The sequence below is a fragment of the Paraburkholderia polaris genome (assembly GCF_012927345.1).
GTDB classification, from domain to species: Bacteria; Pseudomonadota; Gammaproteobacteria; order Burkholderiales; family Burkholderiaceae; genus Paraburkholderia; species Paraburkholderia polaris.
Genome location: NZ_JABBGJ010000078.1, coordinates 1 through 22,987, shown reverse-complemented (window position 1 = coordinate 22,987; position 22,987 = coordinate 1). Strand labels below are relative to the sequence as shown.

The 22,987-nt window shown below is 60.9% G+C and carries 18 protein-coding genes and 1 rRNA gene; 7 read left to right on the top strand and 12 right to left on the bottom strand.

The window, feature by feature from the left end; translation table 11 throughout:
• A partial coding sequence (locus HHL24_RS41230) for a helix-turn-helix domain-containing protein (RefSeq protein WP_169485134.1) occupies positions 1 to 246 on the bottom strand: 246 nt, incomplete at its 3' end.
• A gap of 99 nt (positions 247 to 345) precedes the next feature.
• Positions 346 to 1,032 carry an orotate phosphoribosyltransferase gene (locus HHL24_RS41225; protein WP_074281967.1) on the bottom strand — a complete coding sequence of 229 codons (687 nt, stop codon included), beginning with the start codon at positions 1,030 to 1,032 and terminating at the stop codon, positions 346 to 348.
• 400 nt (positions 1,033 to 1,432) lie between these two features.
• Between HHL24_RS41225 and HHL24_RS41220 the strand changes: the two genes are divergently transcribed.
• Together HHL24_RS41220 and HHL24_RS41215 are read left to right on the top strand one after the other, a co-directional pair.
• Positions 1,433 to 2,680: an MFS transporter gene (locus HHL24_RS41220; protein ID WP_169491022.1), complete on the top strand. Its 1,248-nt coding sequence runs from the start codon at positions 1,433 to 1,435 to the stop codon at positions 2,678 to 2,680.
• A gap of 303 nt (positions 2,681 to 2,983) precedes the next feature.
• A complete protein-coding gene (locus tag HHL24_RS41215) occupies positions 2,984 to 5,266 on the top strand; it encodes an NADP-dependent malic enzyme (RefSeq protein WP_169491021.1) in 2,283 nt (760 codons plus the stop codon).
• Between the two features lie 1,061 nt (positions 5,267 to 6,327).
• On the opposite strand, the gene HHL24_RS41210 is transcribed toward HHL24_RS41215, so the two are convergent.
• Positions 6,328 to 9,927, bottom strand: a complete 3,600-nt coding sequence (locus tag HHL24_RS41210) for an indolepyruvate ferredoxin oxidoreductase family protein (RefSeq protein ID WP_169491020.1) — start codon at positions 9,925 to 9,927, stop codon at positions 6,328 to 6,330.
• Positions 9,928 to 10,274: 347 nt separating this feature from the next.
• Here HHL24_RS41210 and HHL24_RS41205 point away from each other — a divergent pair, with 347 nt between their 5' ends.
• A complete protein-coding gene (locus HHL24_RS41205) occupies positions 10,275 to 10,475 on the top strand; it encodes a hypothetical protein (protein ID WP_169491019.1) in 201 nt (66 codons plus the stop codon).
• Positions 10,476 to 10,613: 138 nt separating this feature from the next.
• Here the strand turns inward: HHL24_RS41205 and hppD are convergent, their stop codons facing one another.
• On the bottom strand, positions 10,614 to 11,711 hold the full coding sequence (gene hppD, locus HHL24_RS41200) for a 4-hydroxyphenylpyruvate dioxygenase (protein WP_169491018.1): 1,098 nt from the start codon (positions 11,709 to 11,711) through the stop codon (positions 10,614 to 10,616).
• A 245-nt stretch (positions 11,712 to 11,956) separates the two neighbouring features.
• Here hppD and HHL24_RS41195 point away from each other — a divergent pair, with 245 nt between their 5' ends.
• A complete protein-coding gene (locus HHL24_RS41195; RefSeq protein ID WP_169491017.1) occupies positions 11,957 to 12,454 on the top strand; it encodes an Lrp/AsnC family transcriptional regulator in 498 nt (165 codons plus the stop codon).
• 78 nt (positions 12,455 to 12,532) lie between these two features.
• On the opposite strand, the gene HHL24_RS41190 is transcribed toward HHL24_RS41195, so the two are convergent.
• The 8 genes from HHL24_RS41190 to paaA form a co-directional block, all read right to left on the bottom strand.
• The gene (locus HHL24_RS41190; RefSeq protein WP_169491016.1) at positions 12,533 to 13,201 is read right to left on the bottom strand and encodes a GNAT family N-acetyltransferase; all 669 of its coding nucleotides are present in this window, start codon (positions 13,199 to 13,201) and stop codon (positions 12,533 to 12,535) included.
• 242 nt (positions 13,202 to 13,443) lie between these two features.
• Positions 13,444 to 14,052 (bottom strand): TetR/AcrR family transcriptional regulator, encoded by a 609-nt coding sequence (locus tag HHL24_RS41185; protein ID WP_169491015.1) that lies wholly within the window; start codon positions 14,050 to 14,052, stop codon positions 13,444 to 13,446.
• 14 nt (positions 14,053 to 14,066) lie between these two features.
• The gene (locus HHL24_RS41180; RefSeq protein WP_169491014.1) at positions 14,067 to 14,879 is read right to left on the bottom strand and encodes a DUF1835 domain-containing protein; all 813 of its coding nucleotides are present in this window, start codon (positions 14,877 to 14,879) and stop codon (positions 14,067 to 14,069) included.
• Positions 14,880 to 15,035: 156 nt separating this feature from the next.
• Positions 15,036 to 16,124, bottom strand: coding sequence for a 1,2-phenylacetyl-CoA epoxidase subunit PaaE (gene paaE, locus HHL24_RS41175; protein ID WP_169491013.1), 1,089 nt, complete (start codon positions 16,122 to 16,124; stop codon positions 15,036 to 15,038).
• 1 nt (position 16,125) lies between these two features.
• A complete protein-coding gene (gene paaD, locus HHL24_RS41170) occupies positions 16,126 to 16,668 on the bottom strand; it encodes a 1,2-phenylacetyl-CoA epoxidase subunit PaaD (protein WP_169491012.1) in 543 nt (180 codons plus the stop codon).
• 31 nt (positions 16,669 to 16,699) lie between these two features.
• Entirely contained in the window at positions 16,700 to 17,503 is an 804-nt protein-coding gene (gene paaC, locus HHL24_RS41165) for a 1,2-phenylacetyl-CoA epoxidase subunit PaaC (protein WP_169491011.1), read from the bottom strand.
• Positions 17,504 to 17,511: 8 nt separating this feature from the next.
• Positions 17,512 to 17,796: a 1,2-phenylacetyl-CoA epoxidase subunit PaaB gene (paaB, locus tag HHL24_RS41160; protein WP_007179854.1), complete on the bottom strand. Its 285-nt coding sequence runs from the start codon at positions 17,794 to 17,796 to the stop codon at positions 17,512 to 17,514.
• Between the two features lie 39 nt (positions 17,797 to 17,835).
• Positions 17,836 to 18,834, bottom strand: a complete 999-nt coding sequence (gene paaA / locus HHL24_RS41155; RefSeq protein ID WP_169491010.1) for a 1,2-phenylacetyl-CoA epoxidase subunit PaaA — start codon at positions 18,832 to 18,834, stop codon at positions 17,836 to 17,838.
• Between the two features lie 216 nt (positions 18,835 to 19,050).
• Between paaA and HHL24_RS41150 the strand changes: the two genes are divergently transcribed.
• From HHL24_RS41150 to HHL24_RS41140, 3 genes are all read left to right on the top strand, one after another.
• Positions 19,051 to 20,676, top strand: coding sequence for an NAD(P)/FAD-dependent oxidoreductase (locus tag HHL24_RS41150; protein ID WP_169491009.1), 1,626 nt, complete (start codon positions 19,051 to 19,053; stop codon positions 20,674 to 20,676).
• A 315-nt stretch (positions 20,677 to 20,991) separates the two neighbouring features.
• Entirely contained in the window at positions 20,992 to 22,260 is a 1,269-nt protein-coding gene (locus tag HHL24_RS41145) for an SGNH/GDSL hydrolase family protein (protein ID WP_169491008.1), read from the top strand.
• 502 nt (positions 22,261 to 22,762) lie between these two features.
• Positions 22,763 to 22,987 (top strand): 16S ribosomal RNA (locus HHL24_RS41140); the annotation flags it as partial.

Below are 22,987 nucleotides of genomic sequence, written 5' to 3'. Positions count from 1 at the left end.
GGTCTGCCGACACGACAACGCCTGTGTCTGCATGAACCGCAGCACCTTCAGCTTGAACCGGGCGTCATAGTGACTGTATTTCTTCCTGAACGCATCTTTGCCGTGCAAGCGCCAGGCCGCCACCCATTTGCGCACCGTGCCGTGGTCAATGCAGTGTCGGCGGGCCACCTCCCTACCACCACCACCTCTGCCAGACAGATAGTCTTCGACAACCGATTGCTTGAACCGCGCGCTGTACCTGCTCATGAAAAAACACCCCAAATCGTTGGACGGGTGTCCAACTTTTGGGGTGCAGTTCACATCACAGGCGGCCTTTTTTATTCAATCCGCATTGAGCGGCTGCGCTTACTGCGGCGTTGCGTTGGCGCCGCCGTGTGCCGCCGACCATTCGGCCGGCGCGTGCAGGAATTTTTCCACTTCGTCGAGCGTCTTGGTGTCGAAGTAGTTGTTTGCCTTGGCGACGCGCAACACGTCCCACCACGTGGCAAGCGCGTGCAGATCGACGTCGATGTCTTTCAGCACCGACACGCTTTCCTTGAAGATGTTGTAGTGGAACAGCACGAAGCAATGGTTCACCGTCGCGCCGGCGGTGCGCAGCGCATTGATGAAGTTGATCTTGCTGCGGCTGTCCGTGGTCAGATCTTCGACCAGCAGCACGCGTTGGCCTTCGGTCAGCAGACCTTCGATCTGCGCGTTACGGCCGAAACCCTTCGGCTTCTTGCGCACGTATTGCATCGGCACCATCAGGCGGTCGGAGAGCCATGCCGCGAACGGGATGCCGGCGGTTTCGCCACCGGCCACCGCGTCGATCTGCTCATAGCCGACGTCGCGCAGGATGGTGGCTTCGGCCATTTCCATCAGGCCGCGGCGCACGCGCGGATACGAGATCAGCTTGCGGCAGTCGATATAAACCGGGCTCGCCCAGCCGGACGTGAAAATGTACGGTTTCTCCGCGTTGAAGTGCACTGCTTGCACTTCCAGCAGCATCTTGGCGGTGGTGTCGGAGATCGTCTGGCGATCGAAGCCTGTCATGGGCGGATCCTTGGGTGTGAGCGAGGAGAAGCGGGCGCGGGGCCCGGTGGCACAGCAAGCGGGGTATGCCGCGCCGTGATGGGCGGCGCCTTGATAGGCAAATACACAGCCGGTCAGTGGAGTGCAGGCCGGTTTTTGCTGCGCGCGTAGGCCGACATTTTACCCGAAATGGGCTCTCCCGAGGAGGCCGTCGTGCGTGCTGGCGGCGAATGACCGTCATAACGGCCGCGCTGAACGGGGCTTACAAGCTTCGTTCGGGGCCGCATCGTTGCTGCTCCCCGGGCTGTTATCTGGCCTGCTTTTGGGCTTGCTTGTGAGTGGCTTGGGGCGCCTTTACACTCACGCGAGTTTCCTGGCGGCCTCGTGCGTTGGTCGCTCCATGTTCTACGGAATGCTTTCAATGACTGCCGCTCCTTCTGCCACCGAGACCCGTGAACCTGCCGAAAGCGGCCCTGTCAGGAGTGGCTATGCAGGCCGCGCACTGATCGCTTCGGTGCTCGGTTACGCGATGGACGGCTTCGATCTGCTGATCCTCGGCTTCATGCTGCCGGTGATTGCTGCGGATCTGCATCTGAGCTCAGCGCAGGCAGGCTCGCTAGTTACGTGGACGCTGATTGGCGCGGTCGCCGGCGGCCTGATTTTCGGCGTTTTAAGCGACTATTTCGGCCGCGTGCGAATGCTGACTTGGACGATTTTGATTTTCGCCGTCTTTACCGGCCTCTGCGCGCTGGCGCAGGGTTATACCGACCTGCTGGCTTATCGGACCATTGCCGGCATTGGCCTCGGCGGCGAGTTCGGCATCGGTATGACGCTCGTGGCTGAAGCGTGGCCGGCGTCGCAGCGGGCGCGCGTGTCGTCCTATGTCGGGCTCGGGTGGCAACTCGGGGTGCTGGCTGCCGCGTTGCTGACGCCGTTGCTGCTGCTGGTGATCGGCTGGCGCGGCATGTTCGCACTCGGACTGTTGCCTGCCGTGGTGTCGTTTTTCGTGCGGCGCAGCGTCGAGGAACCGGCGCTGTTCACCGAGCGCGTCGCCCGTGGAATGCGTAAGCTGCCGCTCAAATTGCTGGTGGCCGACGGACGCACCGCCCGCGCCAGCATCGGCGTCGCGATTCTCTGTTCAGTACAGAACTTCGGCTATTACGGTCTGATGATCTGGCTTCCGAGCTATTTGTCGAAGACGTTCGGCTATTCGCTGACCAGGTCCGGGGTGTGGACCGCCGCGACGGTTCTCGGCATGGCGTGTGGCATCTGGCTGTTCGGCATGGCCGCCGACCGGTTCGGCCGCAAGCCGACGTTCCTGTTCTACCAGGTGGGCGCGGTGGTGATGGTATTCGTCTACGCCCATCTGACAACGCCGATGGCGCTGCTGATCGGCGGTGCGGCCATGGGCGTGTTCGTCAACGGGATGATCGGCGGCTATGGCGCACTGATCTCCGAGCTCTATCCGACCGAGGCACGCGCCACCGCGCAGAACGTGTTGTTCAATATCGGCCGAGCGGTTGGCGGTTTCGGACCGGTGGTCGTGGGCGCATTGGCTGCACGTTATTCGTTCGGCGCCGCGCTCGCTTTGCTCGCATCGATCTATCTGCTCGACGTCTTCGCGACCCTCTTTCTGATTCCCGAACGACGCGGCGCCGAGCTCGAATGACGCGCGCGTGACGCATGCACGGCCGTAAGCGAAGTGGCCGCGGGATGCGGCGATGCAGCATTGCCGGCCGCTGTTTCGCCGATGGTGTGCCGTGTTAACCAGTCAGTGCATCGACACGTTCGGGGTGTACACTAACCGACCCGCGTAGCACTCCGCACCGTCTTACCCTCCGCCGAGGTTCGACGCCGCGCCCAACCGGCGCATGCGAAAACCGCCGCAGTCGATTATCCATTCGATAGACGCGAAGCGACGCCAACGTTGCGGTGTGCCGGGCCCAATTACTTACGTCTCGCAGGCCAAAAAATGGACGAACAACTTAAGCAAAGCGCTCTCGCATACCACCAGTTTCCGAAACCCGGCAAGATTTCGGTCACCCCCACCAAGCCACTGTCGAACCAGCTCGACTTGTCGCTCGCCTATTCGCCGGGCGTCGCCGCGGCCTGCATGGCGATCTACGAAGACCCGCTCGACGCGCAGAAGTACACCTCGCGCGGCAACCTCGTCGGTGTGATCACGAACGGCACGGCCGTGCTCGGTCTTGGCAATATCGGCCCGCTCGCCGCGAAGCCGGTGATGGAAGGCAAGGGTTGTCTGTTCAAGAAGTTCGCCGGCATCGACGTGTTCGACATCGAACTCTCCGAGTCCGATCCGGACAAGCTGGTTGAAGCGATCGCGATGCTCGAGCCCACGCTGGGCGGCATCAACCTTGAAGACATCAAGGCGCCGGAATGCTTCTACATCGAAAAGAAGCTACGCGAGCGCATGAAGATTCCCGTCTTCCACGACGATCAGCACGGTACTGCGATCATCGCTTCGGCGGCGATCCTGAACGGCCTGAAAGTGGTCGGCAAGAAACTCGACGAAGTGAAGCTGGTGTGTTCGGGCGCGGGCGCGGCTGCGATCGCGTGTCTGGATCTGCTGGTGAACCTGGGCCTGTCGAAAAAGAACGTGCTGGTCACGGACTCGAAGGGCGTGATCTATGAAGGTCGCGGCAATCTGGATCCGTCGAAGGAACGTTACGCGGCGAACACCGAAGCACGCACGCTGGCTGACGCGATCCGCGGCGCCGATGTGTTCCTCGGCTGCTCGAGCGCCGGCGTGCTGAAGCCGGAAATGGTCGCCGAAATGGGCACGCAGCCGCTGATCCTGGCGCTGGCGAATCCGGAACCGGAAATCCGTCCGGAAGAAGCGAAGAAGGTGCGCCCGGACTGCATCATCGCGACGGGCCGTTCGGACTACCCGAACCAGGTCAACAACGTGCTGTGCTTCCCGTTCATCTTCCGCGGCGCGCTGGATGTCGGCGCGACCACGATCACGGAAGAAATGAAGCTCGCGTGCGTGCGCGCGATTGCCGAACTGGCCGAAGAAACCGATCAGGGCGATGAAGTCGCCAAGGCGTATGAAGGTCACTCGCTCGAATTCGGCCCGGAATACCTGATTCCGAAGCCGTTCGATCCGCGCCTGATCATCAAGATCGCGCCGGCTGTCGCGCAAGCCGCGATGGACTCGGGCGTCGCGACCCGTCCGATCAAGGATATGGACGCGTACCGCGAAGAACTCGGCACGACGGTGTATCGCACTGGCATGGTGATGCGTCCGGTGTTCGCCGCAGCGAAGTCAGAGCCGGCGCGCATCGTGTTCGCCGAAGGCGAAGACGAGCGCGTGCTGCGCGCCGCGCAATTCGTGCTGCTGGAAAAGATCGCCAAGCCGATTCTGGTCGGCCGTCCGTCGGTGATCGAGATGCGTCTGAAGAAGATGGGCTCGAAGCTGAAGTGCGGTGAAGACTTCGAAGTCGTCGATCCGGAAGACGATCCGCGCTATCAGCAATGCTGGCAGGCATACCACGAACTCGGCGCTCGCGAAGGCGTGACGCCGGACGTCGCGAAGGCCGCAATGCGCAAGTTCAACACGCTGATTGGCGCGATCCTGGTGCGGCTCGGCGAAGCCGACGGCATGATCTGCGGGATGATCGGCCAGTACCACACGCATCTGAAGTTCATCGAGCAGGCGTTGGGCAAGGCGGATAACGTGCAGAACTTCGCTGCCATGAATCTGCTGATGCTGCCGGGCCGTAACCTGTTCATCTGCGACACGTACGTGAACGAAACGCCGACCGCCGAGCAGCTCGCGGACATGACGATGCTGGCTTCGCGTGAAATCGAGAAATTCGGTATCACGCCGAAGGTTGCGTTGCTGTCGAATTCGAACTTCGGCAGCGCGCCGTCTTCGTCATCGCAACGTATGGCCGCGGCTCGTAAGCTGATCGCTGAACGTGCGCCTTCACTCGAGATCGACGGTGAGATGCACGGCGACGCGGCGTTGTCGGAAGCAGTCCGCAAGGCTGCGTTCCCGGGCACGACGCTGACCGGCGAAGCGAACCTGCTGATCATGCCGAACGTGGAAGCGGCGAATATCACGTACAACCTGCTGAAGATGATCGGCGGCGAAGGCGTGACGGTGGGTCCGTTCCTGCTGGGCGCGGAAAAGCCGGTGCACATCCTGACGCCGGCTGCGACCGTGCGCCGTATCATCAACATGACGGCGGTGGCTTCGGCAAACGCACGCAAGCGGGTGAGCGCGCAGTAATGCGAATAGGCTGATGCTTGACGCGGCGCTGCATTGCGGCGGTCGCTGGAAAGCTAAGAGAACGCCACGGAAGTCGATTCCGTGGCGTTTTTTATGTGCGCGTTCTTATTCTTGTGGCCGTTGATCTGAGAAATTCTTAGGTGGCTAGGCGAGCTTTAAGAATGCTCCTATTCGATTCGCTGTGACACTTTTGTAAAGTTACTTCTGAAGCGCAGCACAACGCGATGGCAACGGAACAGTCGGCTGGTCAATCCTTGCATCGAGTCAGGCGCTGCGCTTCCTCTGGTGTTGAGAGGTTCGTAGTGGCAGTAGTAGTTCTGATGGTGAAGACAGTAGTACCAATGGGTTGCAGTACTGGTGGTAAGTGTGTGTGGTTGTAGTTGGTAGTTGAAGTGGCAGTTGGTAGTTGAAGTGGCAGTTGGTGGTTGAAGTAGCAGTTGGTGGTTGAAGTAGCAGTTGGTGGTTGAAGTAGCAGTTGGTGGTTGAAGTAGCAGTTGGTGGTTGAAGTGGCAGTTGGTGGTTGAAGTGGCAGTTGGTAGTTGAAGTGGCAGTTGGTGGTTGAAGTAGCAGTTGGTAGTTGAAGTAGCAGTTGGTAGTTGAAGTAGCAGTTGGTGGTTGAAGTAGCAGTTGGTAGTTGAAGTAGCAGTTGGTGGTTGAAGTAGCAGTTGGTGGTTGAAGTAGCAGTTGGTAGTTGAAGTAGCAGTTGGTGGTTGAAGTAGCAGTTGGTGGTTGAAGTAGCAGTTGGTGGTTGAAGTAGCAGTTGGCGGTTGAAGTAGCAGTTGGTGGTTGAAGTAGCAGTTGGTGGTTGAAGTAGCAGTTGGTGGTTGAAGTAGCAGTTGGTGGTTGAGGTAGCAGTTTGTAGTTGCAGTAGCAGTTCATAGTTGTAGTTGCTGTTTGGTAGTGTTTGTTTTTGGTTGGTTGTTGTGTTGTTGGAAGGAGCAGTACCGCTTGTTCTTGTACACACGCATCACGTGTCGAAACAGGCAAAAAAAAGGCGACTGTCCGCGAGGACAGCCGCCTTTTCCATTTCAGCCCGAGGCCAGCCGGTCAAGCCGGCAAGATCATGCCGCGTGTTGCGTCTTTCCCGTTTCCGGCGAGCGCCAGCGCGTCAGCAAATCGTTCCACTTGACCCGTACGCCCTTCAGATTATTTTCCTTCACGTGCCCGTAGCCGCGGATGCCGTCCGGCAGATTCGCCAGCTCGACCGCCAGTTCACGCTTCTGCGTGGTCAGCCCGCCGATCAGCTCGCGCACCAGTGCTTCGTATTCGACGATCAGCGCACGCTCCGTGCGACGCTCCTCCGTCTTGCCGAACACGTCGAGCGCGGTTCCGCGCAGGAACTTGAGTTTTGCGAGCACGTGCATAGCGCTGAACACCCAAGGTCCGTACTTCTTCTTCACCAGATGACCTTGCGCGTCTTTCTTCGAGAACGTCGGTGGCGCGAGGTGAATGTGCAATTTCCAGTCGCCTTCGAAATTCGCCTTCAGTTTTTCGATGAACGCAGGGTCGCTGTAGAGTCGCGCGACTTCGTACTCGTCCTTGTAAGCCATCAGCTTGTGCAGGTTCTTTGCGACCGCTTCGGTCAACGGCAACTGGCCGTCGATCGAATCGAGCGCCGATTCCGCCACACGCACTTGCGACACCAGGGCGCGATAACGCTCGGCGTACGCGCCGTTTTGCCATGCTGCAAGATAGTCGGCGCGCTTGTCGATCAGCGTGTCGAGCGCCTTCGGCGTGTGCAGAGAGATGATCTTGCTACTCGCCGTCTCTGCTGCGGCACCGCGCCCTTGCGACTGCGCGAGCTTGTGCACCGAGGCCAGATCATGCGCAGCACGGCGGCCCCATTCGAATGCCGCACTGTTCTTTTCGATCTGGACGTTGTTCAGCTCGATCGCGCGCATCAGTGACTGATAGGTCAGCGGCACCCAGCCGCGTTGCCATGCGTAGCCGAGCACGAACGGATTCGTGTAGATCGCATCGCCGAGGAGCGCAACGGCGAAGTGATTCGCGTCGACCATATCGACGCCATCGTCGCCCGCACCGGCACGCACGTCCGCTTCAGTGCTGCTACCTGGGAAGCGCCAGTTCGGGTTCTTGATGAGTTCGGCGGTCGGCGTGTGCGCGCTATTGAGCACGACACGGGTACGGCCCACCTGCATCCGCGAGACGCATTCGTCGCTGGCGGTGACGATCGCGTCGCAGCCGATCACGAGACTTGCTTCGCCCATTGCGATGCGGGTCGCGTGGATGTCGGCCGGGTTCTGGGCGATCTGCACGTGGCTCATCACGGCGCCGCCCTTTTGCGCGAGGCCGGTGACGTCGAGTACCGTGACGCCCTTGTTTTCCAGGTGCGCGGCCATCCCAAGCAATGCACCGATCGTTACAACGCCGGTACCGCCGACGCCCGTCACCAGCACCCCATAGGGGCGCGCGATCGACGGTAATTCAGGTTCCGGCACCGGTGGCATCGCGTCGCCGACGATGCCCGAAGCCGCCTTCGGCTTGCGCAACTGACCCCCTTCGACGGATACGAAGCTCGGGCAAAAGCCGTTCACGCACGAAAAGTCCTTGTTGCAGGTCGACTGATTGATCTGGCGCTTGGTGCCGTACTCGGTATCGAGCGGCTCCACTGAGAGGCAATTCGACTTCACCGAGCAATCGCCGCAGCCTTCGCACACCGCTTCGTTGATCACGACACGGCGCGCCGGATCCGGATACGTGCCGCGTTTCCTGCGGCGGCGTTTCTCGGTCGCGCAGGTCTGGTCATAGATCAGGATCGTGGTGCCGGAAATCTCGCGAAGCTGACGCTGAACTTCGTCGAGCTTGTCGCGATGGTGAATGTCGATGCCGGGCGCGAGACCGACGTTGGCGGAGTATTTCTCCGGTTCATCGGTGACGATCACGATCTTCGTCGCGCCTTCGGCGGCGAGCTGATGCGTGATTTGCGGCACGGTCAGCACGCCGTCGACTGGCTGGCCGCCCGTCATCGCGACTGCGTCGTTATAGAGAATCTTGTAGGTGATATTCGCCTTCGACGCGATCGCGGCGCGGATCGCGAGCAGACCCGAATGGAAGTAGGTGCCGTCGCCGAGGTTGGCGAACACGTGCTTGTCGTTGGTGAACGGCGCCTGGCCGATCCACGCGACGCCTTCGCCGCCCATCTGGCTGAAGGTGCTGGTGCTGCGGTCCATCCACACGGTCATGTAGTGGCAGCCGATGCCGGCCATCGCACGGGAACCTTCTGGGACGTTCGTCGACGTGTTGTGCGGACAGCCCGAGCAGAACCACGGCTTGCGCTCGGCTTCGATGCGCGGACGCGCCAAGGCTTTTTCCTTCGCTTCGATTACCGCGATGCGCGCCGCAATGCGCGCACGCACGTCGGACGGCAGGTCGAACTTGTCGAGCCGCGTGGCAATCGCCTTGGCGATGATCGCCGGCGAAAGTTCGTAGTGGGCCGGCAGCAGCCAATTGCCCATCGGCACCGACCATTCGCCACCCGCGCCGTCTTTCTCGTCGAACTTGCCGAACACACGCGGACGCTGCGCATCGGGCCAGTTGTACAACTCTTCCTTGATCGCGTATTCGAGAATCTGGCGCTTTTCTTCAACCACCAGAATTTCGTCGAGACCGCGCGCGAACGCTTGCGCACCTTGCGCCTCAAGCGGCCATACACAGCCGACCTTATACAGACGGATGCCGATGCGCGAGCAGGTTTCGTCGTCGAGACCGAGATCGGTCAGCGCCTGACGCACGTCGAGGTAGGCCTTGCCGCCGGTCATGATGCCGAAACGCGCATGTGGCGAATCGATTTCAACACGGTCCAGTTTGTTCGCGCGCACATAGGCGAGCGCCGCGTACCACTTGTAGTCGAGTAGACGCGCTTCCTGCACCAGTGGCGGATCCGGCCAGCGAATGTTCAGGCCGCCTTCGGGCATTGCGAAGTCGTCCGGCAGAATGATTTTCGTGCGGTGTGGATCGATATCGACCGAAGCCGACGATTCGACCACGTCGGTCACGCACTTCATTGCCACCCACAGGCCGGAATAGCGGCTCATCGCCCAGCCGTGCAGTCCGAAGTCCAGATATTCCTGTACGTTCGATGGAAACAGCACCGGAAGGCCACATGCCTTGAAGATGTGTTCCGACTGGTGCGCGAGTGTCGAGGATTTGGCGGCATGGTCGTCGCCGGCGAGCACGAGTACGCCGCCGTGTTGCGCCGAGCCAGCCGAGTTGCCATGCTTGAAGACGTCGCTGGAGCGGTCGACGCCCGGTCCCTTGCCGTACCACATCGAGAACACGCCGTCGTATTTGGCGCTCGGGTACAGATTGACCTGCTGGGAACCCCACACGGCGGTTGCCGCGAGGTCTTCGTTGACGCCGGGTTGGAATACGACGCGATGCGCGGCGAGATGCTGTTTCGCCTTCCACAAGGATTGGTCGAGTCCGCCGAGCGGCGATCCACGGTAGCCGGAGATAAAACCGGCGGTATTGAGCCCGGCGGCCTGGTCGCGTTCCTGCTGCAGCATCGGCAGACGCACCAGCGCCTGGATGCCGCTCATGTACGCGCGGCCGCGTTCGAGGGTGTATTTGTCGTCGAGCGTGACGGAAGATAGCGCGGCTTCGAGCGAGGCTCGCTGACCTGCGTCTAGCGGGGCATTCATTGTGTGTACTCCTCCAACCAGTTTGGGATCACCAAAACTTTTTTTGGGCCGCGGCATCTTGTGAATGCTTGGGGCCGGGGTCGCCATATTGACGTGTTTTAAGTGATGGTAGCACTGGTAAAAACCCGCCGCTGCGCGCCAGAAATGCGGCAATGCAGCATGATTTCCACAAGTGCATCGGAACACTTCCCGCTCTGGAACACTGCTGTAACAAGCTGTAAAAACTACAAATCTGCGGAACCGCAGTTGAAATGTCTGTCTAATACCCCACCTGCGAGCAATGTCTGCGCAACGCTCTGCATTCGGTGGAGCTTCAGGACAGCAGGGCAGTTAGAAAAGGAGTACGCATGAACACTAGAAACATCCAGACTTTCCTGATGGTTTCGGCCGCATTCTTCGCCATGAGCGCGCCGGTGCGCTCAAGCCCGAGCAGCGCAGGGACGCTGTCGAACGCGATCACCAGCACGGCGCAAGTCGCGCCCGCACGCATTGCGGTGGAGCGCATTGCACGATCCACAAAGGCCGACGAGGAAGACCAGAATTCGTGATGCGTCGCTGGTGCGACGCGTCGGTTGAAAATCGGCCGTTGTCCGGGCGTCGGGCAACGGCATAAACGACGAAGGGCGAGGATCGCAAGATCCCCGCCCTTTTTTATATCTCTCAGATTCCGCGCTGGCCTTTAGCCGTTAGGCCTTGTCCTGAACCACGCCGCGGCGAATCTGATCCAGCTCGATCGATTCGAACAACGCCTTGAAGTTACCCTCGCCAAAGCCCTGATTGCCCTTGCGCTGGATGATCTCGAAGAAGATCGGTCCGATCTGGTTTTCGGTGAAGATCTGCAGCAGCAAGTCCTCGGGTGCGCCGTCGATCAGGATCTTGCGCTTACGCAATTCGTCGAGCGGCTCACCGTGGTTCGGCACACGGCGATCGACCAGTTCATAGTACGTGTCGATCGTATCGAGCAGCGAGATGTTCGCCGCCCGCAAACCGTCCACGGTGCGGTAGATGTCGTTGCTGCCCAGCGCGATGTGCTGGATGCCTTCGCCGTGGTACTGGTCCAAATACTCCTGGATTTGACCGGCTACGTCTGAGCCTTCCTCGTTGATCGGAATGCGGATTTTGCCGCACGGCGAGGTCATTGCCTTTGATTTCACGCCGGTCACCTTGCCTTCGATGTCGAAGTAACGCACTTCCCGGAAATTGAACAGGCGCTCATAGAACTCCGCCCATTCCTGCATGCGGCCGCGATGGACGTTGTGTGTCAGATGGTCGATGTAGGTCAGACCGTGGCCGACCGGGTTCGGATTTGCGCCAGGAATCGGCTCGAAGTCGACGTCGTAAATATCGATGTTGCCGATGGTGCCCGGCTCAGCGCCGTTCTTGCCGCGCCAGCGGTCGACGAAATAGATCAGCGAGTCGCCGATACCCTTGATCGCCGGGATGTTCAGCTCCATCGGGCCGGTCTTGTTGTCGAAGCCCCAGGCGCCTTTTTCCAGGGCCTGCTGGTAAGCCTTCGCCGCGTCCTGCACACGGAACGCGATCGCACAGATCGACGGGCCGTGCAGGCGCGTGAAACGTTGCGCGAACGAATGCTGTTCCCCGTTGACGATGAAGTTGATTTCGCCTTGGCGATACAGCGTCACGTCTTTGTGACGATGCCGGGCGACGGCGGTGAAGCCCATCTGTTCGAACAGTTTGCCGAGCGCCTTCGGATCCGGTGCGGTGTATTCGATGAATTCGAAGCCGTCGGTGCCGACCGGGTTCTCCCAAGTTGAAACCTGCATTGTCTGTCTCCTGTGTCGACCGGAGTTAGCGCTTTAGCGCTTAGTCCGGTCCCATACAAAGTTGTCGACCGGAGTTAGCGCTTTAGCGCTTAGTCCGGTCCCGTGCAAAGTTGAGGGGTGCGCGCATTGCGCGACTGAACGACGCAAGTGTAAAGGCCGGCTGGGGACGAAAACTTGCGAACTTAATCGCGCGCCGATACGCTTACGCTATTTTCTAGCTCACTTTATTAAATGGATGGCAGAAAATGGCCAATATAGAGATAGACGCCATCGACAGACGTATTCTGGCGATCCTTCAGGAGAATGGCAGGTTGTCGAATCAGGAGATCGCCGAGCGCATCAATCTGTCGCCGAGCCCGTGCCTAAGGCGTATTCGTCGGCTGGAAGAGAGCGGGGTGATTCGCGGCTATGTCGCGCTGCTCGATGCGCAAAAGCTTGGGCTCGATCTGCTGGCTTATGTCAACGTGAGGCTAGAAAAGCGCAGCGGTCCGGCGCTCAGTCCGCGCGGCGATGCGACGCATGCCGATCTCTTCCGCGCAGCTGTGCAGACGTGGCCGGAAGTGGTCGCATGTCACGCAATGACGGGAGACATGGATTACTTGCTGCGTGTGCAGGTCGAGGATATGGCGCACTTCTCGCGTTTCGTGCAGGACCAGTTGCTGCACCATCCATCTGTAATCGACGTGAAGACGAGCTTTTCGCTGGAGAAATTCAAGGAAACGACCGCACTGCCGATTTTGTGAGCGCGGTCGCGGTTAGGCGGCAGACAAACAAAAAGGGCAGCCACAAGGCCGCCCTTTTTTCGCTAAAGCGCAGACCGCTTAAGCGGCCTCAGCTGTCGGCAAGAACGATTCGAACAACTTCGACGCCTGACGCGCCTGCCGCTTAAGTGCATAGTCGAACACAGCGGCTTGCTCCTGCAGCATCTCAGCGATGATGCTCGTTTGATCCGCCGGCGGCAGCGTCAGATAGGCGTCTGCTTCGCCGTACGCGTATTCGATCTTCATGCCGGCCTTCTTCGCGATGTGCATCATAGTCGAATTGCGCGACAGGCAGTGCATGTAAAGCATGGTGACATGCGTATTGCGGCTGCGGATGGCGGCGCGCTCGAAGAGCTTCGAGCCAATACCTTGCCCGCGGGCGCTTTCCAGCACCGACACGCCGAACTCGGCGGTGCGCTTGTCGCCTTCGACCGGCAGATACGCCAGATGGCCGACGCCGGTGAGTTGCAATTGACTATTGAACACGCCGAAGACCGTGTCGCGCGTGAAATCGATCGCGCGGACGTAGTTTTCAATGACGTGGTCGGGCACGATCTGGCCGAAGCGCAGAAGGCGGTCGTCTTCGTCGAGCGAGAGGAAGTGGGTCAGCAGCCGATCGCGATCGATGGCGGTGAGTTCGCGGACCAGAGCAGGCGCACGACCGGCTGGCTGCAATAGGCGATCGTGCGCGACGATCGGCTCAGCGGCGCGGGGTGTAATCATGTTCATGGTCGGGTTCTCCTTTTGATCGAGCGGCATGGTGCACCGCAAAAACGATTTTAGCGGAAACCCTGACTCCATACTAGGGAAAACCCGTACCAAAATTTGAGTGGAATGCCTAAAAAGCTGGCGACCTATTTTTAGTGCGTTGATTATTAAAGAAAAATAAATTGAACGAGCGTTCGTGACAAGGTGTCGCGTCGAGGCAACCCGTGCGATGCATTTCCTCTGAACAATGCTGCCATGCGCAATCAGGCCTCAGCAGAGCTCAATCCGTGGTCCACCATATTGACCACCTGTTCGGCAAATTCCCGGTAGCCCATCCGGCCGTCCGGCTTGAGCCAGGTGAAGGTCCAGTTGATCATGCCGAACACCATCATCGTGAGGGCGGTCTGGTTTTCGCGCGTGGCGCGTTCCGGATAGGCGCGCGCCAGCTGCCGCGCAAACGCCGCGACCACGTCGCGCTGGCGGTTCAGGATGACCTCTCGCTGGGTGTCGACCAGATACTTCACGTCGTTCAGGAGCGCGACGTGGCGGCTATGCGACGTCTCGTACTCGGATAGAAATGCGCGGATCAGCTCCGCGAAGGTTTCCCGCTCAGACAGTCCACGACGTTGGCTTGCACCTTCCACCTCGGCGATGATCAGCATCAGCCGCTTCGTGTAACGGTCCAGCAGATCAAACAGGATCGCTTCCTTGCTTGCGTAGTAGTGGTACAGGCGCGCTTTCGAGGTGCCGCTCGCGGCGGCGAGGTCGGCCATCGAGGTGCTCGGGTAGCTGGTCTGCGCGAATTTCGCCGCGGCTAGCTCGAGAATCTGATCGCGCTGGGTTTCGTGGTCGGGGGCTCGGGTGCGGGCCATGGTCGTCTATTTTATTAATGTGGACAGGGTGCAAGCGCCGCGCACAGTTCCAGCGTGCGCCATGCGCTCGCGTCGCCGCGCAGCTTGATGCGGCGCGTCGCGGCCAGTTCGCGGAAGCGCCACAGCACGATGCTATCGCTCACCAGATACCAGAGTTCGGCGGTCATCAGTTCAGCGGCAACACGCGCGGCGGGCTGCCAGTCGCCGGTGGCCTGCTCGAGAATCAGCGCGTCCAGATCGGCGAAGCTGCCGCTCGTGAAAGTATTGTCGCGCCAGCGCCGCGTCTCGCCGTTCGCGTGTTTGGCTTCCTGCCATTCAAGCGCGAGCCGGCTAATGCGCAGAACTGAAATCGGCGCTGCGTCCGGCAGACGCCTTTGCAGTACAGCTGGCGCGAACATGCCGACGGATGTCGCGCGATCTTTGCGGGTGTGCGCCCATGCGCCCGGATCGGTGAGGTCGCGAATCGACAGACGCACTTCATTCAGCCGTTGCGGGCTGTTGCGCAGGTAGTAGCAGACGCGGCGCAGCATAAGTTGATCGGCTGCGCTTTCGCCGTGCCAGACCACCAGGTTCGCATCACCGCGCGCGATGTTCTCCAGCGCGGCCGCCTGCTCGCGGAATTCCCGAAGAAAATCGCGCCTGGTGTCCGTGCTGACGCGGTCCCAGAACTCTGCTCGCACGTCGGGTCCGTCATCGATACCGCGCAGCGGACCGACCGCCAGATCGTCGCGCAGTGCGTGCACGCGATCGTCGAGGCCCGCCTCGGCTAGCGCGGCGCGCAGTGACTCGGCGGCGACATCGCCGTTGGTGAGGTGGATGGTGCTCATCGGCAGTGGCTTGGGCTGGCAAAAAAACGCAAATGACAAAAGGGGCCGCTCATCAATCGGGACAGATGTCCGATCGAAGAGCGGCCCCTAGTGTAAGCGGATCGCGGACCTGCTGAAAGCGTTCCGGGCGTCGCATGGCCACCCGGCGCGCTCGGTTCAACGCTCGTCGTAACTCACCACCACGCGATCGCTGATTGGATGGCATTGGCAAGTCAGCACGAAACCGTCGCGGATTTCATGTTCTTCCAGCGTGTAGTTCTTTTCCATCTTGACCTCGCCTTCGAGCACCTTCGCGCGGCAGGTGCAGCAGACGCCGCCCTTGCATGCATACGGCAGCGCGAGGCCGGCACGCAAGCCGACGTCGAGCACGCTCACGCCCTGATACGGCAGGCGCAGCTTGCGCCTTTTTCCGTCGAGGACGATTTCGAGGTCGGCGGCCGGGGTGTCGTCGGTGATTTCGACCGGCGGCACGCCCGCTTGCGGCAGCGGCGAACCGAAGCGCTCCACATGCACTTTTGCCGAAGGCACGCCCGCGGCTTTCAGTGCGGCCTCGGCGGCATCCATCATCGGCGCGGGGCCGCAGATGAAGGCTTCGTCGATTGCATCGGCCGGCAGCAGATTTTCGATGAAGGCGGCGCACTTCTGCTGGTCGAGCACACCGTTGAACAGTTCGACGTCCTGCAGGTCGTCGGACAGCACGTGATAGAGCACGAAGCGGTTCATGAAGCGGTTCTTCAGATCTTCGAGTTCTTCCGCGAACATGATCTGGTCGACGCTGCGGTTGCCGTAAACCAGCGTGAAGGTGCTGCGCGGCTCGACTTCCAGTGTGGTCTTGATGATCGCGAGCACCGGTGTGATGCCCGAGCCGCCGGAAAACGCGATGTACTGCTGGCCCTGGTCGGCGTTCAGATGGGTGAAGAAGCGGCCGTCCGGCGTCATCACGTCAATGGTATGACCGGGCTGCAGCGTGTCGAACGCGAAGTTGGAGAAACGCCCGCCGCGCACGCGCTTGATGCCGATGCGCAGTTCGCCGTCGCGATCGTAATCGGTGACGCCGACGCAGATCGAATACGAACGGCGCGTTTCCTCACCGTCGATGTGCGTTTTCAGCGTGACGAACTGACCCTGCGTGAAGCGATACTGATCGCGCAGTTCAACAGGGATTTCGAAGGCGACCGAGACTGCGTCGGCGGTTTCGGGACGCACTTCGCGGATACGCAGCGGATGAAATTGCGGGGTAGCCATATCAGTATGGTTTGAAGTAGTCGAAGGGTTCGCGGCAGTCGAGGCAGCGGTACAGCGCCTTGCAGGCTGTCGAGCCGAATTGCGCGAGACGCTCGGTATGCGCCGAGCCGCAACGGGGGCACGACGGCGCTGGCAGCGCACGCGGCATGAAGCGCAGCACTTTTTCTTGCGACGGTACGGCGGAGCCGCAATTGCCCGTCGGCGGTGCGATTCCGTAGGCGCGCAGCTTTTCACGCGCGTCGGCGGTCATCCAGTCGGTGGTCCAGGCCGGCGCGAGGACCGTGGCGATCCGATACGGCTTCAGCCCGGCCACATCGAGCGCGTGAGCGACGTCTTCGGCGATCTGCGACATCGCCGGGCAACCGGAATAGGTTGGCGTGATCACGACTTCGAGCGTGCCGTCGGCGGTGCGTCGCACGTCGCGCAAAATGCCGAGTTCACGGATCGACACAACCGGGATCTCCGGATCGGGCACCGTTTCGAGCACGGCCCATGCGCGTTCGAGTGTGGCGTCGGCGGTGGATAGGGCAGTCGAGGTCGTCATCGTGAAGTTCCGTCGGGTTCCGGTTGAGCGCTTACCAGGTGGCGCCGGGATGCTGGCGCGCGAGGCTTTGCATTTCGGCTAGCACGAAGCCCATGTGTTCCGAGTGCTCGCCATGCTTGCCGGTCGTGATGTGCTTGACCGCTTCGGGTAGCTTGAGCGTGGCTTTGTCGAGCGTGGCCTGCACGTCTTCGAGCCATGCTGCCTCGAGGTCCGACGTCAGCGGGCCGATGCCGGCCGCGGCGACGGCTTCCTCCACCGCGTCCGCGCTGAAAAACTCACGCGTGTACGGCAGCAGATAGTCGAGCGCGGCTTGCGCGCGGCGATGTGACTCCTCCGTGCCGTCGCCGAAGCGGATCAGCCATTCGCTCGCGTGGTGCACGTGATAGCTGGTTTCCTTGATCGACTTCGAGGCGATCGCTGCAAGCTGTTCATCCTTCGACGTCGTGAGGGCAGTCCAAAGATGCGCCATCAGCGTCGAGTACAGGAAATTGCGCGCGATCGTGACCGCGTAGTCCTTCTCGGCTTGCGCGGTGCCCGCGAGCGGGCCGTAATGCGGTAACTCGGCCAGCGTGTAGTTGGCGAACTCGCGTTCGGCGCGGAAGTACGCGTAGTCGTCTTCCGTGCGGCTTTTGCCGGTGAGTTGCTGTTCCAGCGAGGCGGCGTGCGTGTACAGCAGGCGCGCCTGGCCGATCAGATCCAGACTCATGTTCGACAGCGCGATGTCCTCTTCGAGGATCGGGCCGTGACCGCACCACTCGGCATTGCGCTGACCGAGGATCAGCGCGGTGTCCGCGAGGCGCAGCACGTACTGCAGATGTTGGGGCGTGATGTTCATGGCCGCGCTTACATGTGGTTGACTTCGTCGGGGAGCGTGTAGAACGTCGGGTGGCGGTAAATCTTGTCGCCAGCCGGTTCGAACAGCTCCGCCTTGTCTTCCGGCGCGGACGCCGTAATCGCCGACGACGGCACCACCCAGATGCTCACGCCTTCCTGGCGGCGCGTGTAGACGTCGCGCGCCATGCGTAGCGCCATGGGCGCGTCGGCGGCGTGCAGGCTGCCGCAGTGTTTATGGTCGAGTCCCTGCTTGCTGCGCACGAAGACTTCCCAAATCGGCCATTCCTTGTTCATCGCTGATCTCCTGATACTGTGTCCGGCTTGTCGCCGCGGTTAGGCAGCTTGCTGTTGCGCGCGCTGGCGCTGCTTTTCGGCGTGGGCGAGGGCAGCTTCACGGACCCAGGCGCCTTCGTTGTGGGCTTTCACGCGGGTCGCCAGACGCTCGCGGTTGCACGGGCCGTCGCCATTCACGACGCGCCAGAATTCTTCCCAGTCGATGTCGCCATAGTCGTGGTGGCCACGCGCTTCGTTCCACTTCAGGTCCGGGTCCGGCAGCGTGACGCCGAGCACCTTGGCCTGGTCGACGGTGGCGTCGACGAATTTCTGGCGCAGATCGTCGTTCGAGATGCGCTTGATGCCCCATTTCGACGACTGGTTGCTGTGGATCGAGTCTTTGTCGCTCGGGCCGAACATCATCAGCACCGGCCACCACCAGCGGTTCACGGCTTGCTGGACCAACTCGCGTTGTGCTTCGGTGCCGCTCATCATCGACATCAGCGCGTCGAAGCCTTGACGCTGATGGAACGACTCTTCCTTGCAGATACGGATCATTGCGCGTGCGTATGGGCCGTAAGTGCAGCGGCACAGCGGAATCTGGTTCATGATCGCCGCGCCGTCCACCAGCCAGCCGATCACGCCGACGTCCGCCCATGTGGGTGTCGGGTAGTTGAAGATGCTCGAATATTTGGCTTTGCCCGAGTGCAATGCGGCGATCAACTGATCGCGCGAGACGCCGAGCGTTTCCGCCGAGCTATATAGATAAAGGCCGTGGCCGGCTTCGTCCTGCACTTTGGCCAGCAGGATCGCCTTGCGTTTCAGGCTGGGTGCGCGGGAAATCCAATTGCCTTCCGGCAGCATGCCGACGATTTCCGAATGCGCATGCTGCGAGATTTGCCGCACCAGCGTCTTGCGGTAAGCGTCAGGCATCCAGTCCTGCGCTTCGATCTTGCCGTCGGCGGCCATGACCGCGTCGAATTGTGCCTGCTCGGGCGAACTCGCTGCCGCGTCAAGCGGGGCGACATTGCCGGGGATATCCAGGGATTGCGTGTACATGGGGACGCTCTCTGCGGAAGTTGTCTGTGTTTGCGCAGTATAAACCAACCGACCGGTCGGTTAATAAATTTTTTGAGACGAACGGCGCTTACCGATAGGGGGACTTTGAGCTCGTCGCCGAGGCGTTTCGCGAGCGCCGCTGCCCCGCGCCGACACTTAACCTATAAAATTGCGAATTGGCCGCGATTTGCGGCCTTCATGCATCCCCCGGCACTCATGTTACGTCTAAGCGAAATCAAACTCCCGCTCGACCATCCCGAGAGCGTTCTCGAAGCCGCCGTCCGCGCGCGCCTCGCTGAACTCGGCGTGGGCGAGGACGGGCTCATCCGATACACCGTGTTTCGTCGCGCGCACGACGCGCGCAAGCGCGCCGACATCAAGCTCACTTACATCGTCGACGTCGAGGTGAAGGATGAAGCGGCCGTGCTCAAGCAGCTCGCCGACGTGCCGCACTGCGGCGTGACGCCGGACATGACATACCGTTTTGTCGCCAAAGCACCAGCGCAGATGACCTCTCCGCGCCCGGTCGTGATCGGCATGGGGCCGTGCGGCCTGTTTGCCGGACTGATCCTCGCCCAAATGGGCTTCCGCCCGATCATTCTCGAGCGCGGCAAGGCCGTGCGCGAGCGCACGAAGGATACTTTCGGGCTGTGGCGCAAGTCGGTGCTCAATCCTGAATCGAACGTGCAGTTTGGCGAAGGCGGCGCGGGTACCTTCTCGGACGGCAAGCTTTACAGCCAGATCAAGGATCCGAAGCATTACGGGCGCAAGGTGCTCGATGAATTCGTCCGCGCGGGTGCGCCTGAGGACATTCTTTATCTGAGCAGGCCCCATATCGGCACGTTCCGCCTTGTCAGTATGGTCGAAAAGATGCGTGCGACCATTCACGAGTTGGGCGGCGAAGTGCGTTTCGAGACGCGGGTCGACGATATCGAAATCGATCAGGGAAAGGTGCGCGGGCTCAAACTGTCGACGGGCGAGAATCTGCGCTGCGACCATGTGGTGCTGGCGGTCGGCCATAGCGCGCGCGATACCTTCCAGATGCTGAACGACCGCGGCGTCTATATCGAAGCGAAGCCGTTTTCGCTTGGTTTCCGGATCGAACATCCGCAAGGGTTGATCGATCGCAGCCGGTTCGGCAAGTTCGCCGGCCACAAGCAACTGGGCGCCGCCGACTATAAGGTGGTGCATCACTGCAGCAATGGGCGCGCCGTTTATAGCTTCTGTATGTGTCCGGGCGGCACGGTGGTTGCGGCGACCTCCGAGCCGGGCCGCGTGGTGACCAATGGCATGAGCCAGTACTCACGGGCGGAGCGCAATGCTAACGCCGGAATTGTCGTTGGCATTACGCCGGACGATTATCCGGGCGGCCCGCTCGCCGGCATTGCTTTCCAGCGCAAATGGGAAGAGCGGGCGTTCGAACTGGGTGGCGGCAACTATATGGCGCCGGGTCAGCTGGTCGGCGACTTTATCGCCGGGCGGCCGTCTACGTCGCTGGGGTCGGTTGTGCCGTCCTACAAGCCGGGCGTGCATCCCACCGATCTCAGCACGGCGCTGCCCGACTACGTGATCGAAGCGATTCGGGAAGCGTTGCCGCAGATGGACAGGAAGATCGCCGGTTTTGCCATGCATGATGCCGTGCTGACAGGCGTCGAGACGAGAACGTCGTCGCCGATCCGGGTGCGGCGGCGGGACGACTACCAGAGCATGAATGTCGAGGGCTTGTATCCGGCCGGCGAGGGAGCGGGGTATGCCGGCGGAATCTACTCGGCAGCCATCGACGGGATTGAAGTGGCCGAAGCGCTCGCGTTGAAGATGACTGGGGCGTCGGCTGCGGTCTGATTTGTAGTGCGTCCGCGCTTGCACCGAATGGCTGTAGCGCAGATGGTGTAATTTGCGTGGGGCTGTGTGCGTCCTCAGCCGAATGGCAGCGTTGCAGCGTCGCGCCTGGAGTCCCGGGTGAGCGCCTTGGCGCCGGGCGAGCCGGAAACGTCCGGCTCCGCTCGGTCCGCCGATAAACCCATAGCCATCTCGCGACTCGTTCGACTGCATCCCTGATACGAGGCGCGGGTGATCGTACGATAGCTGCGCGCAGTTGGCCGCGATGGCCATAGCGATCGGGCACAATGCACGTTTCGCATCGAACTGACCACCCGAATGACCATTCGCACCCTGGCTGCCGCATGTGGCGCGGCGCTGCTTTACCAATTTGCCCTTTCCTCGACTGTTTTTGCCGCCGAAGCCCCGACGCATTGGGTCACCGCATGGGCGACGGCATTGCAACCCATCCCGCAACGGTCGGATTTGCCGCCTTTATATCGCGCCCCGGAGATAGCGGGCCGCACGGTGCGCCAGATCGTTTATCCGACGCTGTCCGGTAAATCCGCACGAATCCATCTCAGCAACGAGTACGGCAAGACGGCGCTCGTCATCGAGGAGCTGCGCCTCGCGCGCTCGGCTGGTGGTGCAGCAGCGCTGGGCAGCGGCGAGACGCGCGTGACCTTTGGCGGCAAGAGCTCGGTGAGTGTGCCGCCGGGCGCGGAGTTGGACAGCGACCCGATTGCTATCGACATCGCCGAAGGCGCGCCCTATGCGATTAGTGCGTTCATGGGGCCGGAACAACGAATCGTGGCGTGGCATCGGGTCTCTAACCAGTTGAACTTCGTTTCCGTGCCGGGTAATCACACCGCCGACGCTTCTGCTGAGTCGTTTCGCGGCCGGTTCATGCAATATGTGTGGGTAACAGGTTTGTCGGTGGGCGCGCCTTCATCGGCTGCCGTCGCTGCAATCGGCGACTCGATCACCGACGGCATGCGCTCCAGTCTGAATCAGAATCGGCGCTGGCCGGACGCGCTGGCGCGTCGGTTCGCCAGCACCGGCGACCACTCGACGGCGATCGTCAATCTCGGCATCAGCGGCAATCGCTTATTGAGCGACTCACTCTGCTACGGCGACGCGCTCGTCCGGCGTTTCGACCGGGACGTGCTGGCGCGCCCGGGCGTCAAGACGGCGATTCTGCTGATCGGAATCAACGACATCAACTTTTCGGAGATGCCGGCTCGTAGCGGCCTCGACTGTGACGCCCCACATACCTCGGTGACAGCCGCTGATCTGATTGCCGGCTACCAGCGGGTGGTTGCGGATGCACGGCACCGTGGCGTGAAGGTGTTCGGCGCAACGTTGACACCGGCATCGCTGCCGGCGCCTCGGGAGATAATCCGGCTTGCGGTCAACCAGTGGATTCGAACCAGTCACGCTTTCGACGGCGTTATAGATTTCGACGCTGCACTACGCGATCCGGCGCAACCGAATCGCCTGCAGCGCGCCTTTGACAGTGGTGACCATATCCATCCCAGCGACGCAGGCTACACCGCAATGGCCGAAGCGGTTCCGGTGGCTGCTGTAGTGAATTCAACTCGGAAGTGAGCCGCTAAAAAAGATTTTCGTCAAACCCTTGTCACATAGCCGATGCTCGTCTATAGTTCGCCTCCTCGTTTGCGAACGAGGGCCGCGGCGGAAACCAGCGGCCGTAGCGTCAACAAGGTTTTAAGCGAAAGCGAAAAAAGATGTTGACGAAACGAAAAAGAGCCTTCATAATCTCGTTTCTCTGCTGCTGATGCAGCGACGCAGAACGAAGCGGTACCGGGTGGTTGCGAGGTGGGCGGTTGATGCCTGCAGCGCGCGGTGCGGTTTGGGTGGTGAATGCGTAATCGATCTTTAAAAATTAACAGCCGATAAGTGTGGGCGCTTGATGCGCGACGCGCAGTGGACTCTTCGGGGTCTGCTGGAAGCGAAAGTATCAAGTCTCACACTAGTATTAAAGGAAGGTTTTCCTGCTGGGGTGGAAACGCGCTGGCAGGATGATCATTCGTCAGTACGTTGAGTGAGCGACCGGTTCGTAACAGAACCGAAAAACAGTAACAGGTTTGAACTGAAGAGTTTGATCCTGGCTCAGATTGAACGCTGGCGGCATGCCTTACACATGCAAGTCGAACGGCAGCACGGGGGCAACCCTGGTGGCGAGTGGCGAACGGGTGAGTAATACATCGGAACGTGTCCTGTAGTGGGGGATAGCCCGGCGAAAGCCGGATTAATACCGCATACGCTCTACGGAGGAAAGGGGGGGATCTTAGGACCTCTCGCTACAGGGGCG